At 33.4% G+C, this 25513-nt stretch carries 24 protein-coding genes; 10 read left to right on the top strand and 14 right to left on the bottom strand.

The window, feature by feature from the left end:
- Nucleotides 1-121 precede the first annotated feature (121 nt).
- Nucleotides 122-913 (top strand): DUF1189 domain-containing protein, encoded by a 792-nt coding sequence (locus tag BKP37_RS05690; RefSeq protein WP_071308714.1) that lies wholly within the window; start codon nucleotides 122-124, stop codon nucleotides 911-913.
- Between the two features lie 313 nt (nucleotides 914-1226).
- Here BKP37_RS05690 and BKP37_RS05685 read toward each other — a convergent pair whose 3' ends face one another.
- The 3 genes from BKP37_RS05685 to BKP37_RS05675 all read right to left on the bottom strand — a co-directional run bounded on the left by BKP37_RS05685 (nucleotide 1227) and on the right by BKP37_RS05675 (nucleotide 4743).
- Entirely contained in the window at nucleotides 1227-1880 is a 654-nt protein-coding gene (locus BKP37_RS05685) for an NfeD family protein (RefSeq protein WP_071308713.1), read from the bottom strand.
- Nucleotides 1881-2520: 640 nt separating this feature from the next.
- On the bottom strand, nucleotides 2521-3393 hold the full coding sequence (locus BKP37_RS05680; RefSeq protein WP_071308712.1) for a DUF1002 domain-containing protein: 873 nt from the start codon (nucleotides 3391-3393) through the stop codon (nucleotides 2521-2523).
- Nucleotides 3394-3489: 96 nt separating this feature from the next.
- Entirely contained in the window at nucleotides 3490-4743 is a 1254-nt protein-coding gene (locus BKP37_RS05675) for an MFS transporter (protein ID WP_071308711.1), read from the bottom strand.
- A 96-nt stretch (nucleotides 4744-4839) separates the two neighbouring features.
- On the opposite strand from BKP37_RS05675, the gene BKP37_RS05670 reads away from it, so the two are divergent.
- Together BKP37_RS05670 and ispG are read left to right on the top strand one after the other, a co-directional pair.
- Complete coding sequence (locus BKP37_RS05670) at nucleotides 4840-5187, top strand: hypothetical protein (RefSeq protein ID WP_071308710.1); 348 nt, start codon at nucleotides 4840-4842, stop codon at nucleotides 5185-5187.
- A gap of 415 nt (nucleotides 5188-5602) precedes the next feature.
- Entirely contained in the window at nucleotides 5603-6691 is a 1089-nt protein-coding gene (gene ispG, locus BKP37_RS05665; protein ID WP_071308709.1) for a flavodoxin-dependent (E)-4-hydroxy-3-methylbut-2-enyl-diphosphate synthase, read from the top strand.
- A 98-nt stretch (nucleotides 6692-6789) separates the two neighbouring features.
- Here the strand turns inward: ispG and BKP37_RS05660 are convergent, their stop codons facing one another.
- Nucleotides 6790-7209: a DUF4190 domain-containing protein gene (locus tag BKP37_RS05660; RefSeq protein WP_407639573.1), complete on the bottom strand. Its 420-nt coding sequence runs from the start codon at nucleotides 7207-7209 to the stop codon at nucleotides 6790-6792.
- Between the two features lie 138 nt (nucleotides 7210-7347).
- Between BKP37_RS05660 and BKP37_RS05655 the strand changes: the two genes are divergently transcribed.
- On the top strand, nucleotides 7348-7923 hold the full coding sequence (locus tag BKP37_RS05655; RefSeq protein ID WP_071308708.1) for a hypothetical protein: 576 nt from the start codon (nucleotides 7348-7350) through the stop codon (nucleotides 7921-7923).
- 428 nt (nucleotides 7924-8351) lie between these two features.
- Here the strand turns inward: BKP37_RS05655 and BKP37_RS05650 are convergent, their stop codons facing one another.
- From BKP37_RS05650 to BKP37_RS05640, 3 genes are all read right to left on the bottom strand, one after another.
- Nucleotides 8352-8762: a Fur family transcriptional regulator gene (locus BKP37_RS05650; RefSeq protein ID WP_071308707.1), complete on the bottom strand. Its 411-nt coding sequence runs from the start codon at nucleotides 8760-8762 to the stop codon at nucleotides 8352-8354.
- A 72-nt stretch (nucleotides 8763-8834) separates the two neighbouring features.
- Nucleotides 8835-9665 (bottom strand): metal ABC transporter permease, encoded by an 831-nt coding sequence (locus BKP37_RS05645; protein ID WP_071308706.1) that lies wholly within the window; start codon nucleotides 9663-9665, stop codon nucleotides 8835-8837.
- A 2-nt stretch (nucleotides 9666-9667) separates the two neighbouring features.
- Nucleotides 9668-10441 (bottom strand): metal ABC transporter ATP-binding protein, encoded by a 774-nt coding sequence (locus BKP37_RS05640; RefSeq protein ID WP_071308705.1) that lies wholly within the window; start codon nucleotides 10439-10441, stop codon nucleotides 9668-9670.
- A gap of 185 nt (nucleotides 10442-10626) precedes the next feature.
- Between BKP37_RS05640 and ppx the strand changes: the two genes are divergently transcribed.
- Together ppx and BKP37_RS05630 are read left to right on the top strand one after the other, a co-directional pair.
- Nucleotides 10627-12186: an exopolyphosphatase gene (gene ppx, locus BKP37_RS05635; protein WP_071308704.1), complete on the top strand. Its 1560-nt coding sequence runs from the start codon at nucleotides 10627-10629 to the stop codon at nucleotides 12184-12186.
- A 233-nt stretch (nucleotides 12187-12419) separates the two neighbouring features.
- On the top strand, nucleotides 12420-14522 hold the full coding sequence (locus BKP37_RS05630; RefSeq protein WP_071308703.1) for an RNA degradosome polyphosphate kinase: 2103 nt from the start codon (nucleotides 12420-12422) through the stop codon (nucleotides 14520-14522).
- 37 nt (nucleotides 14523-14559) lie between these two features.
- Here BKP37_RS05630 and BKP37_RS05625 read toward each other — a convergent pair whose 3' ends face one another.
- Entirely contained in the window at nucleotides 14560-15402 is an 843-nt protein-coding gene (locus BKP37_RS05625; protein ID WP_425424975.1) for a metal ABC transporter permease, read from the bottom strand.
- An 11-nt stretch (nucleotides 15403-15413) separates the two neighbouring features.
- A complete protein-coding gene (locus BKP37_RS05620) occupies nucleotides 15414-16175 on the bottom strand; it encodes a metal ABC transporter ATP-binding protein (RefSeq protein WP_071308701.1) in 762 nt (253 codons plus the stop codon).
- A 332-nt stretch (nucleotides 16176-16507) separates the two neighbouring features.
- Between BKP37_RS05620 and BKP37_RS05615 the strand changes: the two genes are divergently transcribed.
- A complete protein-coding gene (locus BKP37_RS05615; protein ID WP_071308700.1) occupies nucleotides 16508-16771 on the top strand; it encodes a DUF2624 family protein in 264 nt (87 codons plus the stop codon).
- Between the two features lie 378 nt (nucleotides 16772-17149).
- Here BKP37_RS05615 and BKP37_RS05610 read toward each other — a convergent pair whose 3' ends face one another.
- Both BKP37_RS05610 and BKP37_RS05605 read right to left on the bottom strand, forming a co-directional pair.
- Nucleotides 17150-18037, bottom strand: coding sequence for a deoxyribonuclease IV (locus tag BKP37_RS05610; protein ID WP_071308699.1), 888 nt, complete (start codon nucleotides 18035-18037; stop codon nucleotides 17150-17152).
- Between the two features lie 18 nt (nucleotides 18038-18055).
- Nucleotides 18056-19396, bottom strand: a complete 1341-nt coding sequence (locus BKP37_RS05605) for a DEAD/DEAH box helicase (protein ID WP_071308698.1) — start codon at nucleotides 19394-19396, stop codon at nucleotides 18056-18058.
- A 253-nt stretch (nucleotides 19397-19649) separates the two neighbouring features.
- Between BKP37_RS05605 and vrrA the strand changes: the two genes are divergently transcribed.
- The 3 genes from vrrA (at nucleotide 19650) to BKP37_RS05590 (ending at nucleotide 22234) form a co-directional block, all read left to right on the top strand.
- A complete protein-coding gene (vrrA, locus tag BKP37_RS05600; protein WP_071308697.1) occupies nucleotides 19650-20204 on the top strand; it encodes a VrrA/YqfQ family protein in 555 nt (184 codons plus the stop codon).
- A 345-nt stretch (nucleotides 20205-20549) separates the two neighbouring features.
- On the top strand, nucleotides 20550-21047 hold the full coding sequence (locus BKP37_RS05595) for a CarD family transcriptional regulator (protein ID WP_071308696.1): 498 nt from the start codon (nucleotides 20550-20552) through the stop codon (nucleotides 21045-21047).
- Nucleotides 21048-21289: 242 nt separating this feature from the next.
- The gene (locus BKP37_RS05590) at nucleotides 21290-22234 is read left to right on the top strand and encodes a 4-hydroxy-3-methylbut-2-enyl diphosphate reductase (protein ID WP_071308695.1); all 945 of its coding nucleotides are present in this window, start codon (nucleotides 21290-21292) and stop codon (nucleotides 22232-22234) included.
- 26 nt (nucleotides 22235-22260) lie between these two features.
- On the opposite strand, the gene BKP37_RS05585 is transcribed toward BKP37_RS05590, so the two are convergent.
- The 3 genes from BKP37_RS05585 to rpoD all read right to left on the bottom strand — a co-directional run bounded on the left by BKP37_RS05585 (nucleotide 22261) and on the right by rpoD (nucleotide 25491).
- Nucleotides 22261-23382, bottom strand: a complete 1122-nt coding sequence (locus BKP37_RS05585) for a Nif3-like dinuclear metal center hexameric protein (RefSeq protein WP_071308694.1) — start codon at nucleotides 23380-23382, stop codon at nucleotides 22261-22263.
- Nucleotides 23379-24086, bottom strand: coding sequence for a tRNA (adenine(22)-N(1))-methyltransferase (locus BKP37_RS05580; protein ID WP_071308693.1), 708 nt, complete (start codon nucleotides 24084-24086; stop codon nucleotides 23379-23381). The genes BKP37_RS05585 and BKP37_RS05580 overlap by 4 nt, the downstream gene beginning before the upstream one ends.
- 286 nt (nucleotides 24087-24372) lie before the next feature.
- Nucleotides 24373-25491 (bottom strand): RNA polymerase sigma factor RpoD, encoded by a 1119-nt coding sequence (gene rpoD / locus BKP37_RS05575; RefSeq protein WP_071308692.1) that lies wholly within the window; start codon nucleotides 25489-25491, stop codon nucleotides 24373-24375.
- Nucleotides 25492-25513 lie beyond the last annotated feature (22 nt).

The raw sequence follows: 25513 nt of genomic DNA, 5'->3' as shown, positions 1-25513 counted from the left end.
TTGAAAATTTTTATACCCTTTGTAAAAGTCAACTTGTTGAAAAGAAAATATTTCTGTAATATATACGATAGTCAGTCAACGTTTTTAGCTAAAAAAAAATTTACAATAAAGGAGTAGGAGAATGAATATTTTCCAGCAATTTTTTAAAAGTATCTATTCCCCACAAACTGTAGCAAAATTTAGAAATCAAGGAATAGGAAAAACAATACTATATGTATTTGTATTAATGCTTATTTCTGTTTCTGTTTCAGCAATCCAACTTGGGACTGGGATATCAAATACAGTTAATAATTTTCAAGTTGCACTCAAAACTGATATACCAGACTTCGAGCTTAAAAATAGTGTTCTAACGTCAGAACTAGTAGAACCATTATTTATTACTATTGATGGTGAACAATTTATTTTTGATACAACTGGTAGCCTTACTATAAGAGACATTGAACAAAATCACACTCACGTATTAGCATTATTAGAAACAGAAGCTGTTTTTATAACAGAAGGCATAACTGAATCGTTTCGTTACCGTGAATTTGGGAATCTTAATTTCACAAAAGAACAAGTAGAAGAAATTACAAGTTCAGTTATTAATTTATTGCCATTGATAATTGCTGTAGTTGTTCTCATACTCTACTTTTTCTTAACAGCAATGAAATTTATAGGAGTATTTTTTCTTTCTTTCATTGCATTACTAATTAGAAAAAAACTTAACTTAATATTACCCTATAAAAAAGTTTGGATTTTAAGTGCGTATGCAGTAACTTTACCTACTATATTTTTTACTATTACTGATGCACTATACATTTTCATACCATTTTCTTTCACTTTATATTGGGTAGTTGCATTAATTATGATCTATTTGATATTTAAGGAACTATCAACAATTCATGAAGACAATGAACCTGAACAACTATAATGATTTAGTCATTATGCAAGAAAAGCGCAAGGCGCCCGCCTATCGTCGACAAACACTTGAAGGTCGGCAAGTAGCGGTCTGCTCTTTGACCGCAATCTGTGTGCTTCTGCGTCTGACAGCAATGCTTCGAAGTAGGCTTCCTCGAAGCATTGCTGCATGAAGCTATTCAGAGACGTTATTCAAGTAGTTAATGAAGTCAGTAGCTTGACTGAAGTGACCGAGCTCGTTGGCTGCTTGCGCTAGACAGTTTTCAAGTTAGAAATTTATAAATTCTGATTATGTAAAAAAACGAGTAGAAAGCTTCTAACAGCCTCTACTCGTTTTTACTTTTACCGTCTATTTTTTTCACTACTATCCTTGTACCATCAACAGAAACGACTATTATAGCAGTGTTGGGGGCCAACCATTGACTATCGCTAATAGCACTATAAAATGATCCCTCAACCTCAATAGTTCCGATAGGGCGAAATGCCGTTTTCGTTAATCCTCTTTTCCCAACTAAATTTTTATAAGATTGATTTAATGAATTATACCCTAATTCACCCGTTAATTGGTCGTTCAATGTTAATTTTGTCCATAGATTTCTTGAAGGAAATACCTTTATGAATAATATCGATGCTCCTGTACCTAACAGTAAAGCCATAGCTGCAAGAAAACCATAAATGATATTAGGTGTAGGCAATGCAATTCCTATAATCATTAATAAAATACCTAAAAATGCCAATGTTCCATCAGATACAAACTTACCATCAAAAACAATAAGTGATATACCAAAAATATAAAGTAAAGCAACCCATAAACCTATGCCCGAACCGGGAGTTATATGAAATGAAAAATATGTGGCCATAATTCCAATTCCTATAATAGCAAATATCCCTTTTGCTTTTACAAGAAGCTCCCCAAATAAAAATAAAGTCCCTAAAAAGACAACGAAAAAACCAATAATCGATAAATTTAATATTTCCATCTCTTCACTCCTAACATAGCAGTTCTTACCTCATATTACGTTTAAACCCTTTATTAAGTTTCAAAATATTATATGTAAAAAGAAAGATGGGTATAGTAAGAAAAGCGCAAGCACCCGCCTAACGGCGAAAAACACTGGAAGGCCTTTGACAGAAGCCGCTCTTTGGCTTCTTACGTTTACGTGCTTCTGCGTCTTCTAGCATAGCTTCGTAGCAAGCTTCCTCGAAGCAGTGTTTTGTGCGACGAGTAACCGCAGGAGTAAAGCTACATGAAGCTAATCGAAGAAGGATCTCAAGCAGTAATTGAAGTCCGTTGCTTGAATGAAGTGACCGAGCTCGTTGGCTGCTTGCCCTAGCCAGTTTTCTAGCTTCAAAATTTTATACTTTCCTATCTTGTAAAAAAGAGGTGATTATCGATGAAAAAAAATATTACAAAAAAACATAAAAGAAAAACCGATGCCTTAAAATCAACACTATCTTTTAAACAAATAGATACAAGGAAATTTTCCGTGTAAAAGTTTTTATTACATACGAGTAAGAAAATTTCTTGATATTGACTAAACTAACAAAATCCCATTTCGATTCTTCATAATCACTTAATGATAAGGGACCTAACTCAAAACTTTAGTTAGGTCCCATTTATTATCCTTTTGTAAACCAACCTTTAATTACATTTATTATTTCAATTAAGACATCTAGAACTTTTCTGATAAAAGTTTGAGTATCTTCCCTATTTAAGAACTCACCTAAATTATCTCTTATTTTCGATATTTGATTTTGTACTTGATTCCAATCGATATTTAAATCTTTCATACGATTAAATAAAGAAATCAACCCTCGTAATTCTTCTTCAGTCAATGTTATACCTAGCTCTTGTGCAATTCTTTGAATAAGATCACGTAACTCTTGTTCATTGGTGATAGGACTTTTAGCAATTTCTTCTTTAATTCTCGTCATTAATTCTGTAGCTTGTTCAATCCCTAGACGATCACCAAGCTCAGCTGTTTTAACCATTTCTTCATTCGCAACTTGTTTTTGTTCCTCTGGAATTTCTATCTCTGCTGATATTTCATAAGCTTTAATAATACCAGTTAGAGCACCAGTACCTGATACAGTAAATGGTGCTGTCACATAAATATCTGCATCAGTTATACCTGCTGTAACTAATGCATTTGCATACATACCTTCTGAAACCCAATCAATATTATTAGACGCTACATTTATCCCTGCACCACTATCTAGAAGTATGATTCGTGCAGATGAGATAGATCGACTACCGATCTTTTGTTGACTTATATAATTACCTAAGTATTTTCTTTCTTCTTCAATACTAACATAAATTATTTCGGTATCGTCTGATACATTCATTTCTTGAAGTATCTGTTTTTTCTGTTCTTCAGTTAAATTTTTTCCTAGCGTTACAATAACTTCACCCACTACTGCATCTCCTAAAATAGGTGTAGGGGCTACAATGGTAAACAACCCTATCAATATAAACAGGATTAATTTTCTCATTAAAAGTACTCCTCTCGCATCTTGCTTATAATTTAAAATTGTATTGCTAATAGTAATAGAACACTTTTTCGGGTTGAAAAGACAGTGACTTTAGACCTATTTCTTATAAAAAAGCAATTCAATTTTTTTTCTAATAGTTAGTTGAACTTTCATTATTTTTATTACACGAGTTAACTTAAAAGCAATGATTACCCATATTCCTGTGATAATCATTAAAAGGCTTGCTTTCACAAACATACTGACTACTTCTTGCATCCACAACGAAAAGAATATTGGTCCAAATGCAACCCCTAAAAACCGAACCATTCCATAAATTGAAACAATAAACCCTCTTTCTTTTCCGCCTACTGTTGATGTAATTAACGTATTAGCACAAGGTAAAATAAAACCAACACCAGATGCTGCAATTGTTAAACTAAAAATTAATTGGTGGAACTGATGAAAAAAAATTAAACCTAATAAAGAACCTGTTAGCAAAGTTATCCCTAAAAGCAACAATTTCTTCATATATAGTAAATTACTTGCTATATTCTTACCTGTCCAATAGGAAACATATGTTAACAGACCTAGTGGCACCATAAATACAAAGCCTTTAAATAAACCATTTATAGCATAAATTCTCTCTATTTCAAATGATAAAAAAACAAGCATTCCAAACAATAAAAAAAGACCTACTGCACCTATTAAAGAAAGCGGAAACAAAGTCCTAGCCTCTCTTCTAATGACATTCATTAACATTTTCAAGTAGTGAAATAGTGGTTCATTCACCTTTTCTTGATTTATCGATTTAATACTAAAATATATTCCTACAAAAGCAATTAAAGAAACAAAAAAGTAAAAACAAAATGCACTATACCATGAAAAGAGTGCAGCTAGAGCCCCCAAGAATGGACTTACTACTTTTCCTATTCCATTAAAAACTTCAATAATACCTAAACTTTTACTTCGTTGCTCCCCTTCAAATAGATCACCAATTAATGCCATTGCAAGTGGTGCTGTCCCTCCCGCCCCAATTCCTTGAATAATCCGTCCTATAAAAATCCAAGTATATGGCTCTTTGACTCCTAGCCCACCAATAATAGTTACAAAATTTCCTACCATCACAAAAAACAGTGATAATAACACTAATTTTTTTCTCCCGAATCTGTCCGAAAGAAAACCTACTATTGGGATAACAATTGCAGCAATAAGTGAAAAAATTGATAGTAACAACCCTACTTCTATATGCGTAATATTTAATTCATCTTCTATTAAAGGTAGTATCGGTAATAGCATGGAGTTTCCTAATACCATTACTAAAGGTAAAAGTCCAATAATACTCATGATGTAAACTGTGGCTTTTTTCTGCATAAAAAACCTCTCTTGTCATAATAAAAGATGGACAAGCATACGAATGTAACATAAGAACTTATCACAATTTATCTAAAAAAACGGGGGGTTCTTCAAATGAAAAAATTAATTGCACCAATTCTTTTACTAATAACTATATACAGTATTTATTATGACCTAAATATAGGTACTCTACCCACTAATACAATAGTTGCCGCAGAAAGCACTACAACCGTAAATGATTCAGCTAATAATCCTGTAGAAAAAAATGAAAATATACCTTCAGAATCCATCGTTGTAGAACCAGGTTACACAGTACTATCCATTGTTGAGGAACTACATATAGGACCAGTGAATGCTACTATTCAACAAATTATTAATGATTTTGAAACATTAAATTCAAATACAAATGCAAGTAATATTAAAATAGGTGAAGCTTATCTTTTTCCCATTTATACTAACTAATGAATCGTAGTACACCTATTAATCGAAGCTGTCTATTTGGCGCTATGTGTAAATCGTCCAAATAACCTTTGCGGGTAAACAATAAAGCTGACCTACAATCAATGGGGGGTTTCCTTCATCCCATACTGATTGTTAGTTCAACTTATCGGACCTTTAGGGGCAGTAAGAGTGGGATAAAGTCAGAAATTAATAATCTTTCCAACAAAAGATTATTAATTTCTGACCTTGCATATGCTCATCTGATCTTTCTTATTTTTTAAAAAATATACACATGGAATGGTTTCATTGCTTCCTTCTTGCCAAACATTTATCATCATTGATAAAATAAGAGTAATTTTGAATTTCGCAGTCCAGATATGTTCAACAATTGGCGAAAATTCAAAATGATTATTTAGAAGGGGTGCGTGTAAAAATAATGACCCAAATTATCCATAGAACAAAAACAAAGCCAATTAAAGTAGGTCCTATTACAATTGGTGGAAATAACGAAGTCGTAATTCAAAGTATGACTACTACAAAAACACATGATGTAGAAGCAACAGTTGCAGAAATCTTAAGACTAGAAGAAGCGGGATGTCAGATTGTTCGTGTTGCTTGTCCTGATATGAGGGCTGCAGAAGCCATTAGTGAAATAAAAAAAAGAATTAATATCCCTTTAGTGGTAGACATTCATTTCGATTATCGCCTTGCTTTAAAAGCAATTGAAGGCGGAGCAGACAAAATTCGTATAAATCCAGGAAATATCGGTAAAAGGGAAAAAGTTGAAGCAGTTGTAAAACTCGCTAAAGAAAAAGGTATTCCAATTCGTATAGGTGTAAATGCAGGTTCATTGGAAAAAAGAATTTTGGATAAATATGGATACCCAACAGCTGACGGCATGGTAGAAAGTGCTCTTCACCACATCAAAATTCTTGAAGACTTAGATTTTTACGATATTATTGTTTCAATGAAAGCTTCTGATGTAAATTTAGCGGTTGAAGCATATGAAAAAGCCGCTAAAGCCTTTGATTACCCCCTCCATTTAGGTATTACTGAATCTGGAACTTTATTTGCAGGTACGATAAAAAGCGCTGCTGGCCTAGGAGTACTCCTTCATAAAGGTATAGGGAATACCGTGCGCATTTCTTTAAGTGCGGACCCAGTAGAAGAAGTAAAAGTAGCCAGGGAATTATTAAAATCATTTGGTCTTGCTGCAAATGCAGCTACCCTTATTTCATGCCCGACTTGTGGTAGAATTGAAATAGATCTCATTAGCATTGCCAATGAGATTGAAGAGTATATTTCAAAAATTAAAGCACCAATTAAAGTAGCGGTACTAGGTTGTGCGGTAAATGGCCCCGGAGAAGCAAAAGAAGCAGACATTGGAATTGCTGGAGCGCGAGGAGAAGGTCTATTATTTAAATACGGGGAAATTGTTCGAAAAGTACCTGAAGAGATTATGGTAGAAGAACTAAAAAAAGAAATTGATAAAATTGCTAAAGAAAAGAATAATATTAACATTTAATAAGTAAAAAGGGCTGGTTGGTCATTCAAACATTTATTATTAGTTTGAATACCTACCCAGCCTCTTCTTATAAATGATAGTGCTTTTTTAAAGTTTGCTTAGAAAAATGGTGAGAAAAACAACGTTAAAATGATAGATACTGCCCCAATACCTATAGCCCAGTTTCCAAGCCCAGTAGCTCCATTACGACGAGCAATAAAGCCTACAATTATACCTGCTGCTCCTAATATCACAGGTAAGAAGAACAATGAAATGATGGAAAGGACGATCGCAAATGCTCCTACACCCCTACCCTCAGTTTCACCATCAATGTCTGCTCTTGTTTCCTCGTCTACATCATCAGCAAATGGGCGTTCTCCTACAAACCCACGCTGTGGTGCAAATTCTGCAGCCGTTTCTTCCTTATAGTCACCATTAGGATAATCAGCTGCCATTATACCGTTTGGGTTTTCGTCTCTTTCCCTATTGTCTAAGTCAAGAGAACGCTTATCTTTATTTGTTTCATTAATATCTGTCATTCGTCATCCCTCACTTTCTTTTTCAGGAGCATTTTTAGTATTACACATGAACGATGCAATATTGATGTTAATGATTTCATATTTAGGAATGATCTTATGTTATCATAAAGAAGAATACTATTATAAAGGGTGATCTTTTTGAAAAAGCAAATTCGCTTCGGACTAGATATTGATGGAACTGTAACATCGCCTGAAACATTCATTCCATACATTAATAAACATTTCAATAAAAATATTACATTAAGTGATATTACTCAATATGAATTAACCCCATTACTAAATGTCACTGATGAACAATTTTGGCAATGGATGAAAGAATATGAACCAATTATTTATAAAAACGCACCAATAGCTTCATTTTTCGCTGAAACACTGCGCGGATGGCAAAACGATCATCATTTTACGTACATCAGTGCTCGCGGTAACCATCTTTTGGAAATTACTGAAAACTGGTTCAATAAACACAATATACCTTATCATCATATTGAGCTTTTAGGACAACACGATAAACTACAGACAATAAAAAAGCATAATATCGAAATCTTTTTTGAAGATAAACATGACAACGCTTGTGATATCTCAGAAGAATGTAATATTCCAGTAATTTTACTGGATACTCCTTATAATCAGGATCCAATTCCTCAACAAGTTATTCGTGTAAAGGATTGGAAGGAAGCAGCTCTTTGGGTAAATAAATGGACAAGAAAAGCGTAAACCGCCTTGGTAGTAGTAGCTTCACTGGGGCGGCCTTTGACTAAAAGCCGCTCTTTGGCTTCCTACGTGCTTTTAGCGTCTTCTAGCATTGCTTCGTAGTAAGCTCCCTAGAAGCAGTGTTTCGTGCGACGAGTAACCGCAGGAGCAATTGTTTTCCGTGCGACGAGTAACCGCAGGAGCAATTGTTTTCCGTGCGACGAGTAACCGCAGGAGCAAAGCTGCATGAAGCTATTCAGAGACGTTATTCATGTAGTTATTGAAGTCAGTAGTTGACTCAAGTGACCGAGCTCGTAGGCGCTTGCGCTAGACAGTTTCTAAGTTAGAATTTTTTTCTTTATTACCTTGTAAATAAAGGAGCCCCTTAGCTAAATAATGCAAAGGGGCTCCTTGAAACTACAAATCTTATCTAGTCTTGGAGGTATTAAGTACTAACTACAATTTTTGCAATACCCATACACCTCAAATTTATGATCAACAATTTTAAAATCTTCACTTGAAACTTTTAATTGATCCATTGGACAAACATGGACATGTCTTGTTTTCCCACACGTTAAACAAATCATATGATGATGATGTTGATCAGTTGAGCAACTAAAACGAAACTTTTTCTCACCGTCAAGTTCTGTCATCTCTAATATTCCTAATTCAACGAATGTAGAAAGATTTCGATATATGGTATCGAAACTTAAACCAGGATAATCTTTTTGCATTGCCTCTAATACATCCTTTGCTGCTATATACCTTTTTTCATTAGAAAATAGCTGAAGCATTTGTTCCCTTTTATCTGTATACTTGTACCCTTTTTCTTTTAGTAATAGTAAAGCTTTTGCTACATCCATAAATTAATACCCCCAGATTAAGCATTTCTAAAATTGGTATTTTCATTACTCGAACTTTACTTACCTGAAAATTTATCTTCGTTTAAAAATAATTGTGATAAGTAAGATAAGTACAGCTGTTACAACAATTGTACCACCAGGTGCAAGATCTAAATGATACGCACTAATTAAACCAATAATAACAGCTAGTTCTCCAAAAACAATTGAAAAAATGAACATTTGTTTAAATCCTTTAGCAATTCGCATACTCGCTGCAACTGGTAAAGACATTAATGATGAAACTAGTAAAATTCCAACGATTCTCATTGAAGATGCAATTACGAGGGCAACCATAATAATAAATACTAAATGAACAAGTCGTTTATTTATGCCTGAAACTATCGCCTGTTCTTCGTCGAATGATAAAAAGAAAAGTTCTTTATAGAAGAAAATTAAAAGAATAGTAACAATAATAGTAATACCAGTAATTGTCCATAAGTCAGATCGTGTAACTGCAATTACACTACCAAATAAATAATTAAACAAATCAGTATTAAATCCATCTGCTAAAGAAATAAAAACTACCCCTAACCCAATTCCACCCGAAAGAATTATTGGTATGGAAAGTTCTTGATACGTTTTGTAAACATTCCTTAATTTTTCGATTAATAGTGCTCCACCAACGGAAAAAACTATTCCTAAATAAAGTGGGTTAAGAGCTCCAAAGAACACCATGTACTTACCTAATAGTAAACTTGCCGCTATCCCAGATAATGTAATATGGGACAGAGCATCAGCGATTAACGATAAGCGGCGCACGACTAAAAACACACCTAAAATTGGAGCTAAAAATCCTACCATTATCCCTGAAAAAAATGCGTTTCTTAAAAATTCATATTGGAGAAAAACTGATACAACCTCCATTCTTATTGCCTCCCACGGTCATGATTATGAACAAGTATATGTACATCTTTTCCATGAAAAGCAGAAAGTACATGATCCTCTTCAAAATCCTTAGTATTTCCATGGAAATGTAAACGTTTATTTAAACAAGCAACAGCTGTTACATGATTCGTCATAATACCGATATCATGCGTTACTAATAAAAGGGTAATCCCTTTTTCATTTAATTTACTTAACATAGTATAAAAATTGTTAACCGTATGCACATCTATACCAACTGTAGGTTCATCTAATATTAATAATTCTGGATCACTCACTAAAGCTCTGGCAATAAAAACTCTTTGCTGTTGTCCGCCAGAAAGTTCTCCGATGTTTTGCTTCATATATTCAGTCATTCCTACAAGTTCAATGGCATTTCTAACTTTTTCCTTATGCTGTTTTGTTAAAAAGCGAAAAAGTCCAACTTTCGCAAATAACCCCATTGAAACGACTTCAAAAACAGTTGCAGGAAAGCCGCTATTAAAACTATTTGCTTTTTGAGAGACAAAACCAATTTTATCCCATTTATTAAAGTTAGTTATAGTTTCACCGAATATCTTAATCTCACCTGAAGTTGGTTGTAACAAGCCTAACAAACATTTTATTAATGTTGATTTGCCTGAACCATTTGGCCCTACCAATCCGAGAAAAGATCCTTTTTGTACTTTTAAATCAATATTTTGTAATACCGTTTTTGAACCATATTGAAAATATAAATTATGAATATCAATGACATAATTTTCTTCTTGTTTTGACATATAAAAAAATCCTCCACTGAGCGATACTAAGAAATATCTATCGCACGTTGTTTATTAAGAACCATTCCGATTTAACAATACGTAGTATACAGTACTACTGTGCTTTTGTAAACGAAGCGCCCTTTTCATTATAGTGTTGTATAATGGAAAAAATAACTAATAATTTTTAGGGAGGATCCATTGGTATGCAAAATCAAAATATTGCCTTTATCGATATAGGATCGAATTCTATACGACTTGTTATTTTTCAATTAGATAAAAGAGGATTTTATAATGAAATACAAAATTTAAAAGTAGTAGCACGATTAAGTAGCCATATTAATAAAGAAGGAAATATTACTAACAAAGGAATTTCTGTTTTATTAGAGGCGTTAAAATATTTTCAGGATATTACCCGTACATATAATGTAACGAATATAAAATGCGTAGCGACAGCGGCCGTTCGTCAAGCAAATAACCAAGCGAAAATCATTAATAAAGTAAGTGAAGAAACAGACTTCTCAATGGATATATTATCAGATTATGAAGAAGCATTTTATGGATATTTAGCTGTAACAAATTCAACAAATATTATTGATGGACTTACGATAGATATTGGTGGCGGAAGTACTGAGGTAACATTATTTAAAAACAGAAAATTAATAAATTATTTTAGTTTTCCTTTTGGTGCCATTACATTAAAACAGAACTTTTTAAAAAACGAACCACCTACGAAAGAAGAGCTAACAAAATTAAAGGCTTTTTTAACAGAACAGTTCCAATCCCTTGAATGGATAAAAAAACAACAGGTGCCATTAATTGGCATTGGAGGAAGCGCAAGAAACCTTGCGTTAATTCATCAGCGTAAAATAAATTACCCACTAAATGGCTTACATCATTATGAAATGAGCTATGATAATATGCTGGATATTATCACTAATCTTAAGAAATTATCTTTAAAAGAAAGACAAGGTTTAGATGGACTATCGAAGGATCGTGCCGATATTATTATTCCTGCAGCTGAGGCTATCTTTACATTGATGAGTGTAGCAAAAGTTTCTACATTCATAATGAGTAACAAAGGACTAAGAAACGGATTATTTTATAAGGAGTTATTTCAACAAAAAAACATAGAAAATTTTCCAAGCATTGCTGAGGAAAGTTTTTATCAGTTATCTCAAAAATATGAGATAGATATTGACCAAGTTAATTATATTTCAAAGTTGGCAACTGACCTTTTTAACAGTTTAAAAAATCACAATAAAAATTCCTTTACTGAAGACGATTTAAAGATTCTACAGCTAAGTTGCCATGTACTTTATCTAGGAGAATATATTAGCCATGAGGCTAGTAGTCAACATACTTTTTATTTATTAACAAATCTATCAATTGATGGACTAACGCATCTTGAAAGGTTAAAAATTTCTTTAATTGCATCATTTAAATCACGAAATACCCTTGTATCATATTTATCAGATTTTAAAGATTGGTTTACGATAGACGATGTTGAAAAACTTGAATTACTTGGGGCAATTTTGAAGTTCTCTTATAGTTTAAATCGAACAAAAAAACAAATTATAACAAAAGTAAAAATAGATCAAAAAAGTAGTGGTGTCCTTCATTTAGATTTGATTTGTAAATCAGAGCCGTATTTCGAGAAAACACAAGCGCAAAAGCAAAAGAAGCACCTTGAAAAGACAGTTAACAAACAAATTGAACTATTTTTCCAAGTAGTAATGCCGAAGAAAACGGATGCTAAGTATTAAAAAAGTGAACTCGTTTCAGCAAGCTGAAACATCGGAAAATCCAATCTACGCTACGCTTAGAAGTGGAGGTCCTTTACCCCAAAAAAATTCAGATAACTAATAAACTGACTATGGTTTATTGTTTATCGTAGTAAATCTATTGTTTTTAATTGAACTTTCACTCATTTAGAAGATAAAGGAAATTGATTTGAATAAAGCTTTATTTTAGATTAAAGGTTTGAAAGGTGATTCTAATGAAAAAACACCAATTGTGTAAATTTATCGATTTAAATAATCCTAATTTTTATAATAACCGTGAATTAAGTTGGCTTAGATTTAATGAAAGAGTATTACAAGAAGCTATTGATGAAAGGAATCCTTTATTGGAGAGGTTTAAATTTTTAGCTATTTTCAGCTCCAATCTCGATGAGTTTTTTATGGTACGTGTAGCAGGGCTTAAAGATCAGGTCAAAGCTGGATTTAATAAACCAGAAAATAAAGCTGGATTAACACCTAGAGAGCAATTAGAAAAAATCTGTGTTTTAAACCATCGAATTGTTAAACTACAAGATCAATTATTCACCGAAACGTTACTCCCGATGCTCTACTATGAAGGGTTTCAGTTTCTTGCCATAGAAGAGTGTAACTCAGAGCAAATTGATTTTTTAAGAAATCGATTTAATACTTATATACTACCAGTATTAACACCAATGGCTATTGACGCTTACAGACCATTTCCGATGCTGCTAAATAAAAGTCTAAATTTAGCTGTCCTATTATCAAAACCAGACATGAAGAAAGAGAAATTAGCAATTGTACAAGTTCCAAGTGTCTTAACTCGATTTATTAGTTTACCTTCTTCTAACGGGAAGGCTCAATTTATTATGTTAGAAGATGTTATTAGTTTCTTTATACAAGAACTTTTTAATGGCTATACAGTTTTATCAGTATCCCCATTTCGAATTACAAGAAACGCAGATTTAACTATTCACGAGGAAGGAGCTCGTGACCTGTTAACTGAAATAGAAAAGGAACTGAAAAAGCGAAAGTGGGGGGCTGCAGTAAGACTTGAAATGCAAGAAGGGAAAATGGCTGAAAAAGTACTAGTTTTTTTATTAGATGTTTTAGAATTAAAACAAAAAGATGTTTATACTTTTCACGGACCATTAGATTTAACGTTCCTATTTAAAATCTATTCTGTTATTGGTTCTGAGCACGATTATTTAATTAATGAAACGTTTATCCCACAACCACCTGAAGATTTAGCAAATGAGGTAGATATATTTGAAGCGATTTTAAAAAAAGATATTTTCTTACATCATCCTTACGAGTCATTTCAACCAATTGTTGACTTTATATCAACAGCAGCAAGTGATCCAAATGTATTAGCGATTAAGCAAACACTCTACCGTGTTAGTGGAGATTCGCCAATTATTCACTCATTAGCCAAGGCAGCTGAAAACGGAAAGCAAGTAACCGTACTCGTCGAGTTAAAGGCAAGATTTGATGAAGAAAATAATATTCAATGGGCTAAAAAGTTAGAGAAATCAGGAGTTCATGTAATTTATGGGATTACATCATTAAAAACACACAGTAAAATAACATTAATTGTGCGACATTCAAATGACCAAATTCAACGGTTTGTCCATTTAGGAACTGGTAACTATAACGACTCAACCGCTAAGCTATATACAGATATGGGCTTATTAACAAGTAACGAAAAAATCGGCATTGATGCTACTAACTTTTTCAATTACTTAAGTGGTTTTAGTGAAAAACCGAAATGGAATTATATTTCAACTGCTCCATTTGAGATAAGAGAGACATTTCTAGAGTTAATCGAGAAAGAAATTGAGTTCCATAAAAAAAATGGAAACGGTAAAATCATTGCCAAAATGAATTCACTTACTGATAAACCTATCATTACAAAACTTTACGAAGCTAGTCAGGCTGGTGTTACAATTGAACTGATAATAAGAGGGATTTGTTGTTTGAGACCTGGGATATTAGATGTAAGTGAAAATATTAGAGTTATAAGTATCGTAGACAGATTTTTAGAACATAGTCGAATTTTTTACTTTCATCATGGTGGGAATCATTCCTTATTCTTATCTTCAGCAGATTGGATGACAAGAAATATGGAAAGAAGGATAGAAATTCTTTTTCCTATCATTGATAATAAAATTAAAGACAGAATTAAAAATATTTTAGAAATAATGATAAAGGATAATGTAAAGGCTAGACAACAAAATAAAGATGGTACCTATACTTATGTACAAAAATCTAAAAATGAACTTGAGGTTCAAAGTCAAAATATCTTTTATCAAATGGCTGCTAAATATTTTGTAGACAGTTAGAAAATCGCAAGGGCATCTCCTCTTGCGATTTTCTAACTTAAATTCTTGATCTAAATATTTTCCAAAGTACCCCTTGTTTTGGCGAAAAAAAGAATGCTAACCCAAATAAAATAGATGCAACTAAAACAATCGTTGAACCAGAGCTTACATCAAACAAAACTGAATAATATAAACCAATAACACCAGAAATCCCACCAAAAACGGCAGCCATTACTAACATAGTCGATAGGCGATCTGTCAATAAATAAGCAGTTGCACCCGGTGTTATAAGCATAGCTACTACTAAAATAATCCCAACCGTTTGAAGGGAGGCAACTGTTACTAATGATAATAATAGCATTAACATGTAGTGAATAAATTTTACTGGTAATCCAGTTGCTTTAGCCATTGTTGGATCAAATGTACTTAATAATAGTGGCCGATAAAATAAAATAATCATCAAAATAACAAAAATACCCATTCCAAATGTAATCCATAAGTCAGTTCTAGATACAGCGAGTACATTTCCAAACAATATATGCCATAAATTAACACTTGTGCCTTTTAATGTCGAATTAAGAACAACACCTAGTGCAAATGCAGCAGTAAACATTATACCAATGGCAGAGTCATCCTTAATACGACTGTTTTGTGAAATATACCCTATTGATAAGGCAGTAATAACTCCTGTAATAACTGCTCCAACAAAGAAATTAATCCCCAACATATAGGCAATTACAATTCCAGGTAAAACAGCGTGAGAAATCGCATCCCCCATAAGTGACATTCCCCTTAAAATAATAAAACAACCAACCACACCACAAATAATCCCAACTAATATAGCGGCGATCAAAGCATTTTGCAAATACTGATATCTCGAAACTTGATCTATGAAGCTCATTACTTGTTGCATTAATTACTCACCACCATCATCTTATCCTTGTTTTCAAATAATGTTATACTGCCTTTGTAAGCTTCTGATAATAGTTCAGGTTTATATATATCCTTCACTTTTCCAACTCCGACTAATTCTTGATTTAGAAGTAACAATTGGTCAAAATATTTTTCTACCTTGCTTAAATCATGGTGTACTACAAAGATAGTTTTACCTTCTTTTTGAAGCTGCCTCAAAAGATCTACTATGATATCCTCACTCGTTGCATCTATACCTACAAAGGGTTCATCCAAGAAAAACAAATCTGCTTGTTGAGCTAATGCACGTGCAATAAATACTCGTTGCTGTTGTCCACCAGATAATTGTCCAATTTGACGTTTTGCAAAACTTTTCATCCCTACTTGTTCAAGTGCATTCATCGCTATTTCTCTATCTTTATTTCCAATTCTTTTGTACCAAGGGATGTATGTGTATCTACCCATTAATACAACGTCTTCTACAATAACTGGAAAATCAAAGTCTATAGAGCTTCTTTGAGGGACATAAGAAATTTTCTTACGCATTTCTTTTATACTTTTACCAAAAACTTTTACCTCACCTGAAAACTTCTCTAAACCTAAAACTGCTTTTATTAGCGTTGATTTACCGGCACCATTCGGTCCTACAATTCCTATTAGATGACCGCTTTGAAAAGAAAAACTAATATTTTTTATAGCGTGATGTCCACCATAATTTACGGATAGATTTTCAACAGTTATTTCGTATTGATTTCCCCTCACAGTAGATCCTCCTTTTCTAATTAACCTTTAAAATTTAATGTTCTATTCTAAGAATACATTTCTATTTGATTACACTTATTAAGTTAATAGTTATTTACAATTTTGAATGATCAAATTCAATATATGACGTATGCTCCGAATTTGTGCACGAAAGATAAAAAGTTTCCTAAGGGAAACTTTTTATCTTTCAGTAAATTATATTAGCAGCCTGAAACAATTGCAAACATTTTTTTGTTTTATATCTTTTATACGTTTGTCATTAAATTTTAGTCACGTTACATATTTTAAAACATAAACTAAACTAATTACTATTTTAGAAAGGAAGGCAAAATATGAATCCTTTTATTTTACAAATGGTAAACCATAAGCTCAATACCCTAACAAAAGAAGAGTTAATTCAATATGCTAAGCAGTACCAATTTAAGATTTCTAATGCGCAAGCAACAAAAATAATAGCAATATTAAGATCCGAAAGAATTGATGTTACTAATAAGGCTCAACGCGAACGGATATTAGCTAAGGTAAAACAACAAATAGACGCCAAAACTGAAAAACAAGTAAACGAAATGTTAAAGCAATATGATCAATACTTATAAGAAAAGAGCAAGACGCCTGCTCCTGAGTTACTCGCCGCAAAACTTCCAAGGAAGTCTTTTCAAAGATGTGTCTTGGAGCTAGACATGGCAAGTGCAGGCTTCCTTTGCCACAGGCTATCTAGAGGAGCTAGGCGATACCGGTAGCTACACACCTTTCCAAAGTCAAAAATATTATTATTACCTCATAATAAAGCTGAACTACAGTTTAATCAATGGGAGCTTTCTTACATCCCCCACTTAAACTTTTCCATTTTCTTAATTTTGAGGTGTGGGTCTTACTGTCCCATAAGAGTGGGATAACTTATTTAATATTCTAAATTTTGTAATATAAAACCCCCATTCATAATGTAATCAAATAATGAATGGGGGTTTTTTTATTTATGCCATAATTTTTTGTTGAACTTCAGGGTCAAACTTTTTACTTATTAACATATCAATTTCATGTTTATATGGTGGTTTAGTATTTTTCTTATCTGTTCCAACGTATGGTGTTTCTAATATTTTTGGTATATTTTCAAGTTGAGGATGGTGAACAATATAGCTAAGAGCATTAAACCCGATATAACCAAAACCAATATTTTCATGGCGATCTTTTCTTGCTCCTCGAACATTCTTACTGTCATTAATATGCAGAACCTTTATACGGTCTAATCCAACTATTTTATCAAATTCATTTAATACACCATCAAAATCCTCAACTATATTATAACCAGCATCATGCACGTGACACGTATCTAAGCAGACAGATAACTTTTCATTTAATGATACTCCGTTAATGATTTCAGCTAACTCTTCAAAGCTGCGACCACATTCTGAACCCTTACCAGCCATTGTCTCTAACGCTATTTGAACTTCCTGGTCTTTTTCTAGTACCTCATTTAATCCAGTAATAATTTGCTTTATTCCTACATCTGCACCAGCGTTGACATGAGCTCCAGGATGAAGAACAATTTGCTTTGCTCCTAATTCGTAAGTGCGAGCAATCTCAGACTTCAAGAAATTTACTCCTAACTCAAATGTTTCCTGCTTTTGTGAATTGCCAATATTGATAATATAAGGTGCATGAACAATAATTTCTTTAATCCCATGTTCCAACATATGTGCTTGTCCGGCAGGAATATTCAACTCTTCAACTGGTTTTCTTCGCGTATTTTGTGGAGCACCCGTATAGATCATAAATGTATTTGCTCCATATGAAACTGCTTCCTCACTTGCAGAAAGAAGCATCTTTTTTCCACTCATTGATACGTGTGAACCTAATTTCATCCTCTCATAATCTCCTTTTTATTTTTTTCTATTTTTACGTCTATTTCGTTGCTCCTGTTTTTCTTGCTCCCACCTTGCTTTTTTCTTATAGCCAGGCTTTACTCCTTTTGGCTTTGCTTTAGCTTTGCCTCCCGTGGCAGGGACAGTTGCTTTCCTTGTAGCTATAGGAGTTGATGGAATTGTTGTTTTTCGTACTTTACGGTTTAATTTATTTTCTAATTCAATCCATTCACCATTTTTTATATCGACAAATTTAAAGTTAATTTTGCGATTCATAAGCTTTTCGATAGATTGATCATCTTTTTCATCATAAATAGTTAAGGCAACTCCAGATGCACCAGCACGCGCTGAACGGCCTACACGATGAACGTACCAATCAAGATCATTTCTCGGAAGTTCAAAATTAATTATATGAGTAACTCCCTTTATATCTATTCCTCTAGCAGCTAAGTCGGATGCTACTAAATATTGAATTTTCGCTGAATTAACATCTTTCATCACCTGTTTACGCTGACGAGGATTGAGACCACCGTGAATTCTGTCAACATTTAGTCCTTCTTGTAATAAGGCATCAGCAATTTCATCTACTTGTTCTTTCGTATTTGCAAAAATAATCGCAAAATAAGGATTATATAGCCTTGCCACCTCCATTACAAGGTTAATTCTGTTTCTATGTCTCAATGGAAGTAAATAATGCTCAATTTTTTCAGCCGTAGTTTTCTCTGGATTTACTTGTACATGACGCGGATTATTCATGTACTTTCTTAAGAATGGTTGTAGTTTCTCTGGTACAGTCGCTGAGAAAACAAGCATTTGAAGCTGTTCAGCCATACGTGCAGCAATCTTATCAACTTCTTCAATAAATCCCATATCTAACATTTGATCGGCTTCGTCAACTACTAGCATTGGTGAAGTATAGACTTTTAAAGCCTGTTCCCCTATTAAATCCGAAATTCTACCAGGTGTGCCTACAACAATTTGAGGTTGCTTTTTTAACTTTTCAATTGTACGTAAACGGTCCGTACCGCCAACAATGAGCTTTGCAGATATTTCTTCTTTAGAGAAGAGTAGAAGCTTTTCTAATTCCTGAAAAATTTGCCCTGCTAACTCTCTAGTTGGTGCAGTTATGACTGCTTGTACCTCTTCTTTTGTTACATCAATCCGTTCTACTAAGGGTATTAGAAAAGCTAAAGTTTTTCCTGACCCTGTTTGCGATTGACCAATTACATCTTTCCCTGAAATAATCGCTGGTATTAGTCGTTCTTGAATTTCAGTTGGCATTTTGAAACGTTGTTCATTTAAAGCTTCAATAATAAACGGCTTTAAGTTAAATCTTTCGAAATTTGATTTGTTACTCATATACATTCTCCTACCTCAATCTAGAGTTTAATTTCCTAAATAATTAAAAGATATAGTCCCTATCCGCTCATTTGATAGTAGCTATCATTAGTATCCTAGACTTTATACTATACCATTCTTTTCACAAAAACAAAAACCAACAATCTAATATATGACATAACAATTTGTTGTTACTCAACGAGTGGCACATCCGATTAGACACATGCATATACCTAATTGTAGAGAATTTTGTATTTATGAAAGGATGGAGCCCATGTATCCAATGCCAACACCACAAATACCACCCTATGCTCCAGCTACTTCGTTATTTTCTAGAGGACTTTCAACTGGGGCTGTAGGGCAGCTCAGCAATATTCCAATTCAGCAAGGAGTTGCACAGTCGGGGGGATTTTTATCGAAATTATTCAGTGGAGCTCAGGCTGGTGGAGGCGGTTTATCAAATATAGCTGGAATGTTACAAAATGCACAAAAAGCAATAGGTATCTTTCAACAAGTAAGTCCTCTTGTTCAACAATACGGCCCTCTAGTTAAACAATTACCTGCTATAGTTAGTATGATGAGGAATAGCGGGAGTTCAAGCGAAGAAAATAAAGAAACCGAAGAAGTAGAAATAAATAAGGAAGTTAATACAATTACAGAAAAAAAAGCAAAGAAAAAAGCAAAGAAAAAAGAATTTACTATTAAAAAGAAAAGTGAAAAGAAGAAGAAGAAACCAATTTCTAAAAAAAAGAAGCACCCAAAAGTCAATAAAAAGAAGTCCTCCAAGCGGCTTGCAAACGGCATGCCAGCACCAAAACTCTACATTTAATTTGCTTCACTAATATAGAGGATGACTCAAGTTTAAGGTACAATTTTACACCTTTTGAGCCAACCTCTATTTTTCATACATATTTTAGTATTGTTTGAACATACTATAAGAGTAGGCATAAAACAGGTAATTGTTGTAAAATTTTTCTTTTTCAAACAAATATGGTATACTGTTTTTATCCTCAAAAATCTTCATTGTAAAAAGCCACAGTTTTTTACATACTATGCTCCGCTTTATTTGTACTATTCTATTCTCAAATTCTTATGTGAAATTTCCAAATTTACAGTTTGTTTGATTGGAGAATAGTTGTTTCTACCGTATTAGAAAACGTTTGGAGGTATGTTTATGTTCAATGTAGGTGATCACGTCGTATATCCATATCATGGTGCTGGTACAATTCGAGATATCGAAGTAAAGGAGGTTCTAGGGGAAAAAATTTCTTATTACGTTTTATATTTCCCCTTAAATGATGTTACTTTAATGCTTCCAGAAGATAGAATAAACAGCTCTGGTTTAAGAAATGTTATTGAAGAAAATCAACTAGATGAACTTATTTATGCACTTCAAAACGGCGTTCAAACAAAAAACGAAAATCCTAAACAATATTCTAGGGAAAACGAAAATTTATTAAAGTCAGGAAATATTATTGATGCTGCGCATGTAATTGCTAATTTAAGCCTAAAAGAATATGAACGCACTAATGGTCTCCATATTCAAGACCGTAAGAATTTGGATAAAGCTAAGCAATTTATTGTAAGTGAATTAATACTTGCAAACAACATGACTGAGGAAGAAGCTTACGAATTTATTGATAAAAATATTCAAATTTCTCAAGGAGCATGACAATAGTACAAACGTCTAACTTTAGAATTCCCTTACTTTTCAAGTAAAAAACATCCTTTTTATAAGGGTGTTTTTTTCATTATATCAAAAAATTTATTCATACATTTCGTAATCAAATTTTACTCGCTGATTATTTAAATTTATCAAATTCATTTACCTAAAACTGTTTTAGCAAATTAATTGCTTATAATTAAATAATTAAATTATAATAGTAATAGTGAACATTGAAGGAGGCACCTTAAATGGAAGTAATCAAAATATCACCTCGTGGCTATTGTTACGGTGTTGTTGATGCAATGGTATTAGCTAGGCAAGCAGCAAATAACTTAGACCTACCTAAGCCAATTTATATATTAGGTATGATTGTTCATAATAAACATGTTACTGATGCTTTTTCAGAAGATGGTATAATAACATTAGATGGGCCTAACCGTCTTGAAATACTTAATAAAGTTAACAAAGGAACTGTTATTTTTACTGCTCATGGGATTTCCCCTGAAGTACGTAAGTTAGCAAAAGACAAAGGTCTAACTACTGTCGATGCAACATGTCCTGACGTCACAAAAACCCATGATTTAATTAAAGAAAAAACAAGTGAAGGGTACGATGTCATTTATATTGGTAAAAAGGGGCACCCTGAACCAGAAGGTGCAATTGGTGTAGCTCCAAGCCATGTACATCTTGTTGAAAATATTAATGATGTGAATAAATTAAATATAGAGAGTGATAAGATTACTATTACAAATCAAACGACCATGAGCCAATGGGATGTATCCCATATTATGAAAGCCGCTTTAGAAAAATATCCAAAGTCAGAAATCCATAATGAAATATGCTTAGCTACTCAAGTAAGACAAGAAGCAGTAGCCGAGCAAGCAAAAGAAGCAGAACTACTTATTGTGGTAGGCGATCCAAAAAGCAACAACTCCAATCGATTAGCCCAAGTTTCCGAGGAAATTGCCGGAACAAAAGCATACCGAATTTCTGATATTCTAGAATTAAATATTGATTGGCTCAAAGGAATAAAAAAAGTTGCTGTAACTAGTGGGGCATCTACACCAACGCCAATAACAAAAGAAGTTATTAGCTTTTTAGAGAAGTTTAACGAAAATGATCCATTAACGTGGAAAATCGAGAAAAAAATACCAATAAATAAAATCTTACCAAAAGTAAAGAAAAACAAGTAAAACGGGCAAAATTGCCCGTTTTTTTCTTATAAAAAAGTAAATGGGTCGGTATTAGTACTTGAAGAAATTACTTTTGTGTCATATTTATTTTCTAAAATAAATTGAGCTAAATAATTTTTTACCGCTTCCTTCATAATTTTTTCTATATTGTGACCAGGATCAACTAAATTTAGTCCGTCCATCATTGCATCATGCGCTACATGATAATAAACGTCACCAGTTACAAAAACATCAGCACCTTTAAACTGGGCTTGGGATACATATTTATTCCCATCACCACCTAAAACAGCTACCTTTCTTACTTTCTCGTCTAAATTACCAACTACACGCAATCCATCCACATTAAAAGCCTTTTTTACAAAAATAGCAAATTCTTTTAACGACATTTCTTCTGGCAAATATCCTACTCTTCCTAATCCCAATAACTCACCTTTATTATCTAATGGATAAATATCATAAGCTACTTCCTCGTATGGATGTGCTCTAATCAAACTTGAAATAACCTTATTTTGAATATTTATTGGAAAAATCGTTTCAATTTTAATTTCTTCTACTTTTTCTAATTTCTCTTGTTCCCCGATAAATGGATTTGTACCAGCTTCAGGTTTAAATGTACCGACGCCCTCGGAATTAAATGTACAATGACTATAGTCTCCAATATATCCAGCACCTGCAAGAGCTAAGGCTTCTCTCACTTGATTCGCATGGTCCTTTGGAACAAAAACTACTAGTTTCTTTAATTTAAATTCCGTTGTCGGAGCTAACAAATCAATATTTACTAACCCAAGCTTTTCTGCCAATAAATCATTGACTCCACCTTTCGTAACATCTAGATTTGTATGTGCCACGTATACAGTAATATCGTGTTTGATTAATTTTTCTACAACTCTTCCATAGGGTCGATCTGTCTGTATCGCTTTTAATGGACGAAAAATTATCGGATGGTGAGCTATGATTAAATCAACTTCTTCTTTAATTGCTTCATCAACAACTGTCTCTAATAGGTCTAATACAACCATTACTTTTTTTATTGGTTTGTTTAGAGTGCCTATTTGCAATCCTATTTTATCTCCATCGACTGCCAAAGATTTCGGGGACCACCTTTCAAAAGCTTGTATTATAGCTTGACCATTTACTAACTTTGTCAACTCAATACCTCCTCTACTTCATTGATTTTCTCCAATAGTTCTTGTTTTTTCTTTAGAACTTCTAAGGTAGGTTTCGCTCTATCAAATTGCTTAACGATTTTTTTCCATTCACTCACTTCGTTTTTCCATTTTTTAACAAACGATTTATTTCTATTTTTCATCAAAAAAGGACCTAGTAAAATTTCTAATTGGTAATTTTCCTCACTATAAGGACTTGCTCCCTGTCTATCTGCTACTAGGATTTCATAAATGACCCCATCTTCCTCAATAATTTCCTCACCAATTAGCACCCAATTATTTTTTACTAACCAATGCCTAACTTTATTGGCAGCTACATTTGGCTGCAAGATTAGTCGATTTACTTCAGAAAGCTTTTCTTTACCTGCTTCTAAAATATTAGATATTAACGGTCCCCCCATACCAGCAATAGTAATAACGTCTACTTCCCCTGTTTTTATAACTTGTAATCCATTACCTTTTCGAACAGAAACATCACCCTGATAATTTAGTTTACGTACTTGTTCAACCGCTGATTGGAATGGACCTTCATTTACTTCTCCTGCAATTGCTGATGTAATGATCCCTTTTCTAAATGCAAAACAAGGTAAATAAGCATGGTCTGAACCTATATCAGCTAGCCTACTTCCTTGAGGAATTTTATTTGCTACCATTTCTAAACGTTTTGATAAAATACTCTCATTCATTTACACTCACCTATTTTATGTAGTTTCATAAATATCTTAATTGTTTCTGTACTCAGATGCAATCTAATGTGAATTCTGACAAAAATCTTAAGGACGTTTGCAAAACATGAAAAAAGTCAGTAAAATAAATGACAAGAAATGTAATTCACATTGAAGAAGCACAGGCGCTGGAGCTAGACAGTTTCCAAGTTAGAAATTTATAAATTTTGATTAACTAAAAAAATTAAACTTTCTTTCTTTGATATAAAAAGGTTTACTTCAGAAAAGAAGTAAACCTCTCATGTCATTATTCTAAGAAATCTTTAAGGCGTTTGCTTCTACTCGGATGACGGAGTTTACGTAGGGCTTTAGCTTCGATCTGACGTATTCTCTCACGGGTTACACCGAACACTTTTCCTACTTCTTCTAGAGTTCGAGTACGCCCATCATCTAGCCCAAAGCGAAGGCGGAGTACATTTTCTTCTCTATCAGTTAATGTGTCTAAAACATCTTCTAACTGCTCTTTTAATAATTCATAAGCAGCAGCATCAGATGGAGCTAACGCTTCTTGGTCTTCGATAAAGTCACCTAAATGAGAGTCATCCTCTTCACCTATAGGAGTCTCTAGCGAAACTGGTTCTTGTGCAATTTTTAATATCTCTCTGACCTTTTCAGGTGTTAGATCCATTTCAGCAGAAACTTCCTCTGGTGTTGGTTCTCGCCCTAAATCCTGAAGTAATTGACGTTGTACACGGATTAATTTATTAATTGTCTCAACCATATGAACTGGAATTCTTATTGTTCTTGCCTGGTCAGCAATTGCACGCGTAATTGCCTGACGGATCCACCATGTAGCATACGTACTAAATTTATATCCTTTTTCATAGTCAAACTTTTCAACAGCCTTAATTAAGCCCATATTTCCTTCTTGAATTAAATCAAGAAACAACATTCCTCTACCTACATAACGTTTTGCAATACTTACAACGAGTCTTAAGTTTGCCTCGGCTAATCTTCTCTTTGCCTCTTCATCCCCAGTTTCAATTTTCTTAGCTAATTGAATCTCTTCCTCAGCAGAGAGTAGTGGTACACGGCCGATTTCTTTCAAATACATACGTACTGGATCATTAATCTTAATCCCTGGTGGAACACTTAAATCATTTAAGTCAAACTCTTCTTCTTCTTTTGCAACTTCTGCAATATTTGGTATATCTTCTGATTCATTTAATACCTCGATACCTTGATCACCTAAATATTCAAAGAACTCGTCCATTTGATCCGAATCTTGATCAAATACAGATAGCTTTTCTGTTATTTCGGCATATGCTAGAACACCTCGTTTTTTTCCGAGTTCTACTAATTGGTCCTTTACTTGATCGATTGACATTTCTCCTTCTGCCACTGGGCGAACTGGTTTTTCTGCCATACGACCGCCTCCTTCCAAAAAT

The organism is Anaerobacillus alkalilacustris, assembly GCF_001866005.1.
Lineage (GTDB): Bacteria > Bacillota > Bacilli > Bacillales > Anaerobacillaceae > Anaerobacillus > Anaerobacillus alkalilacustris.
Note: the sequence above shows the minus strand (reverse complement) of the source record. Positions and strands in the feature narration are given on the sequence as shown.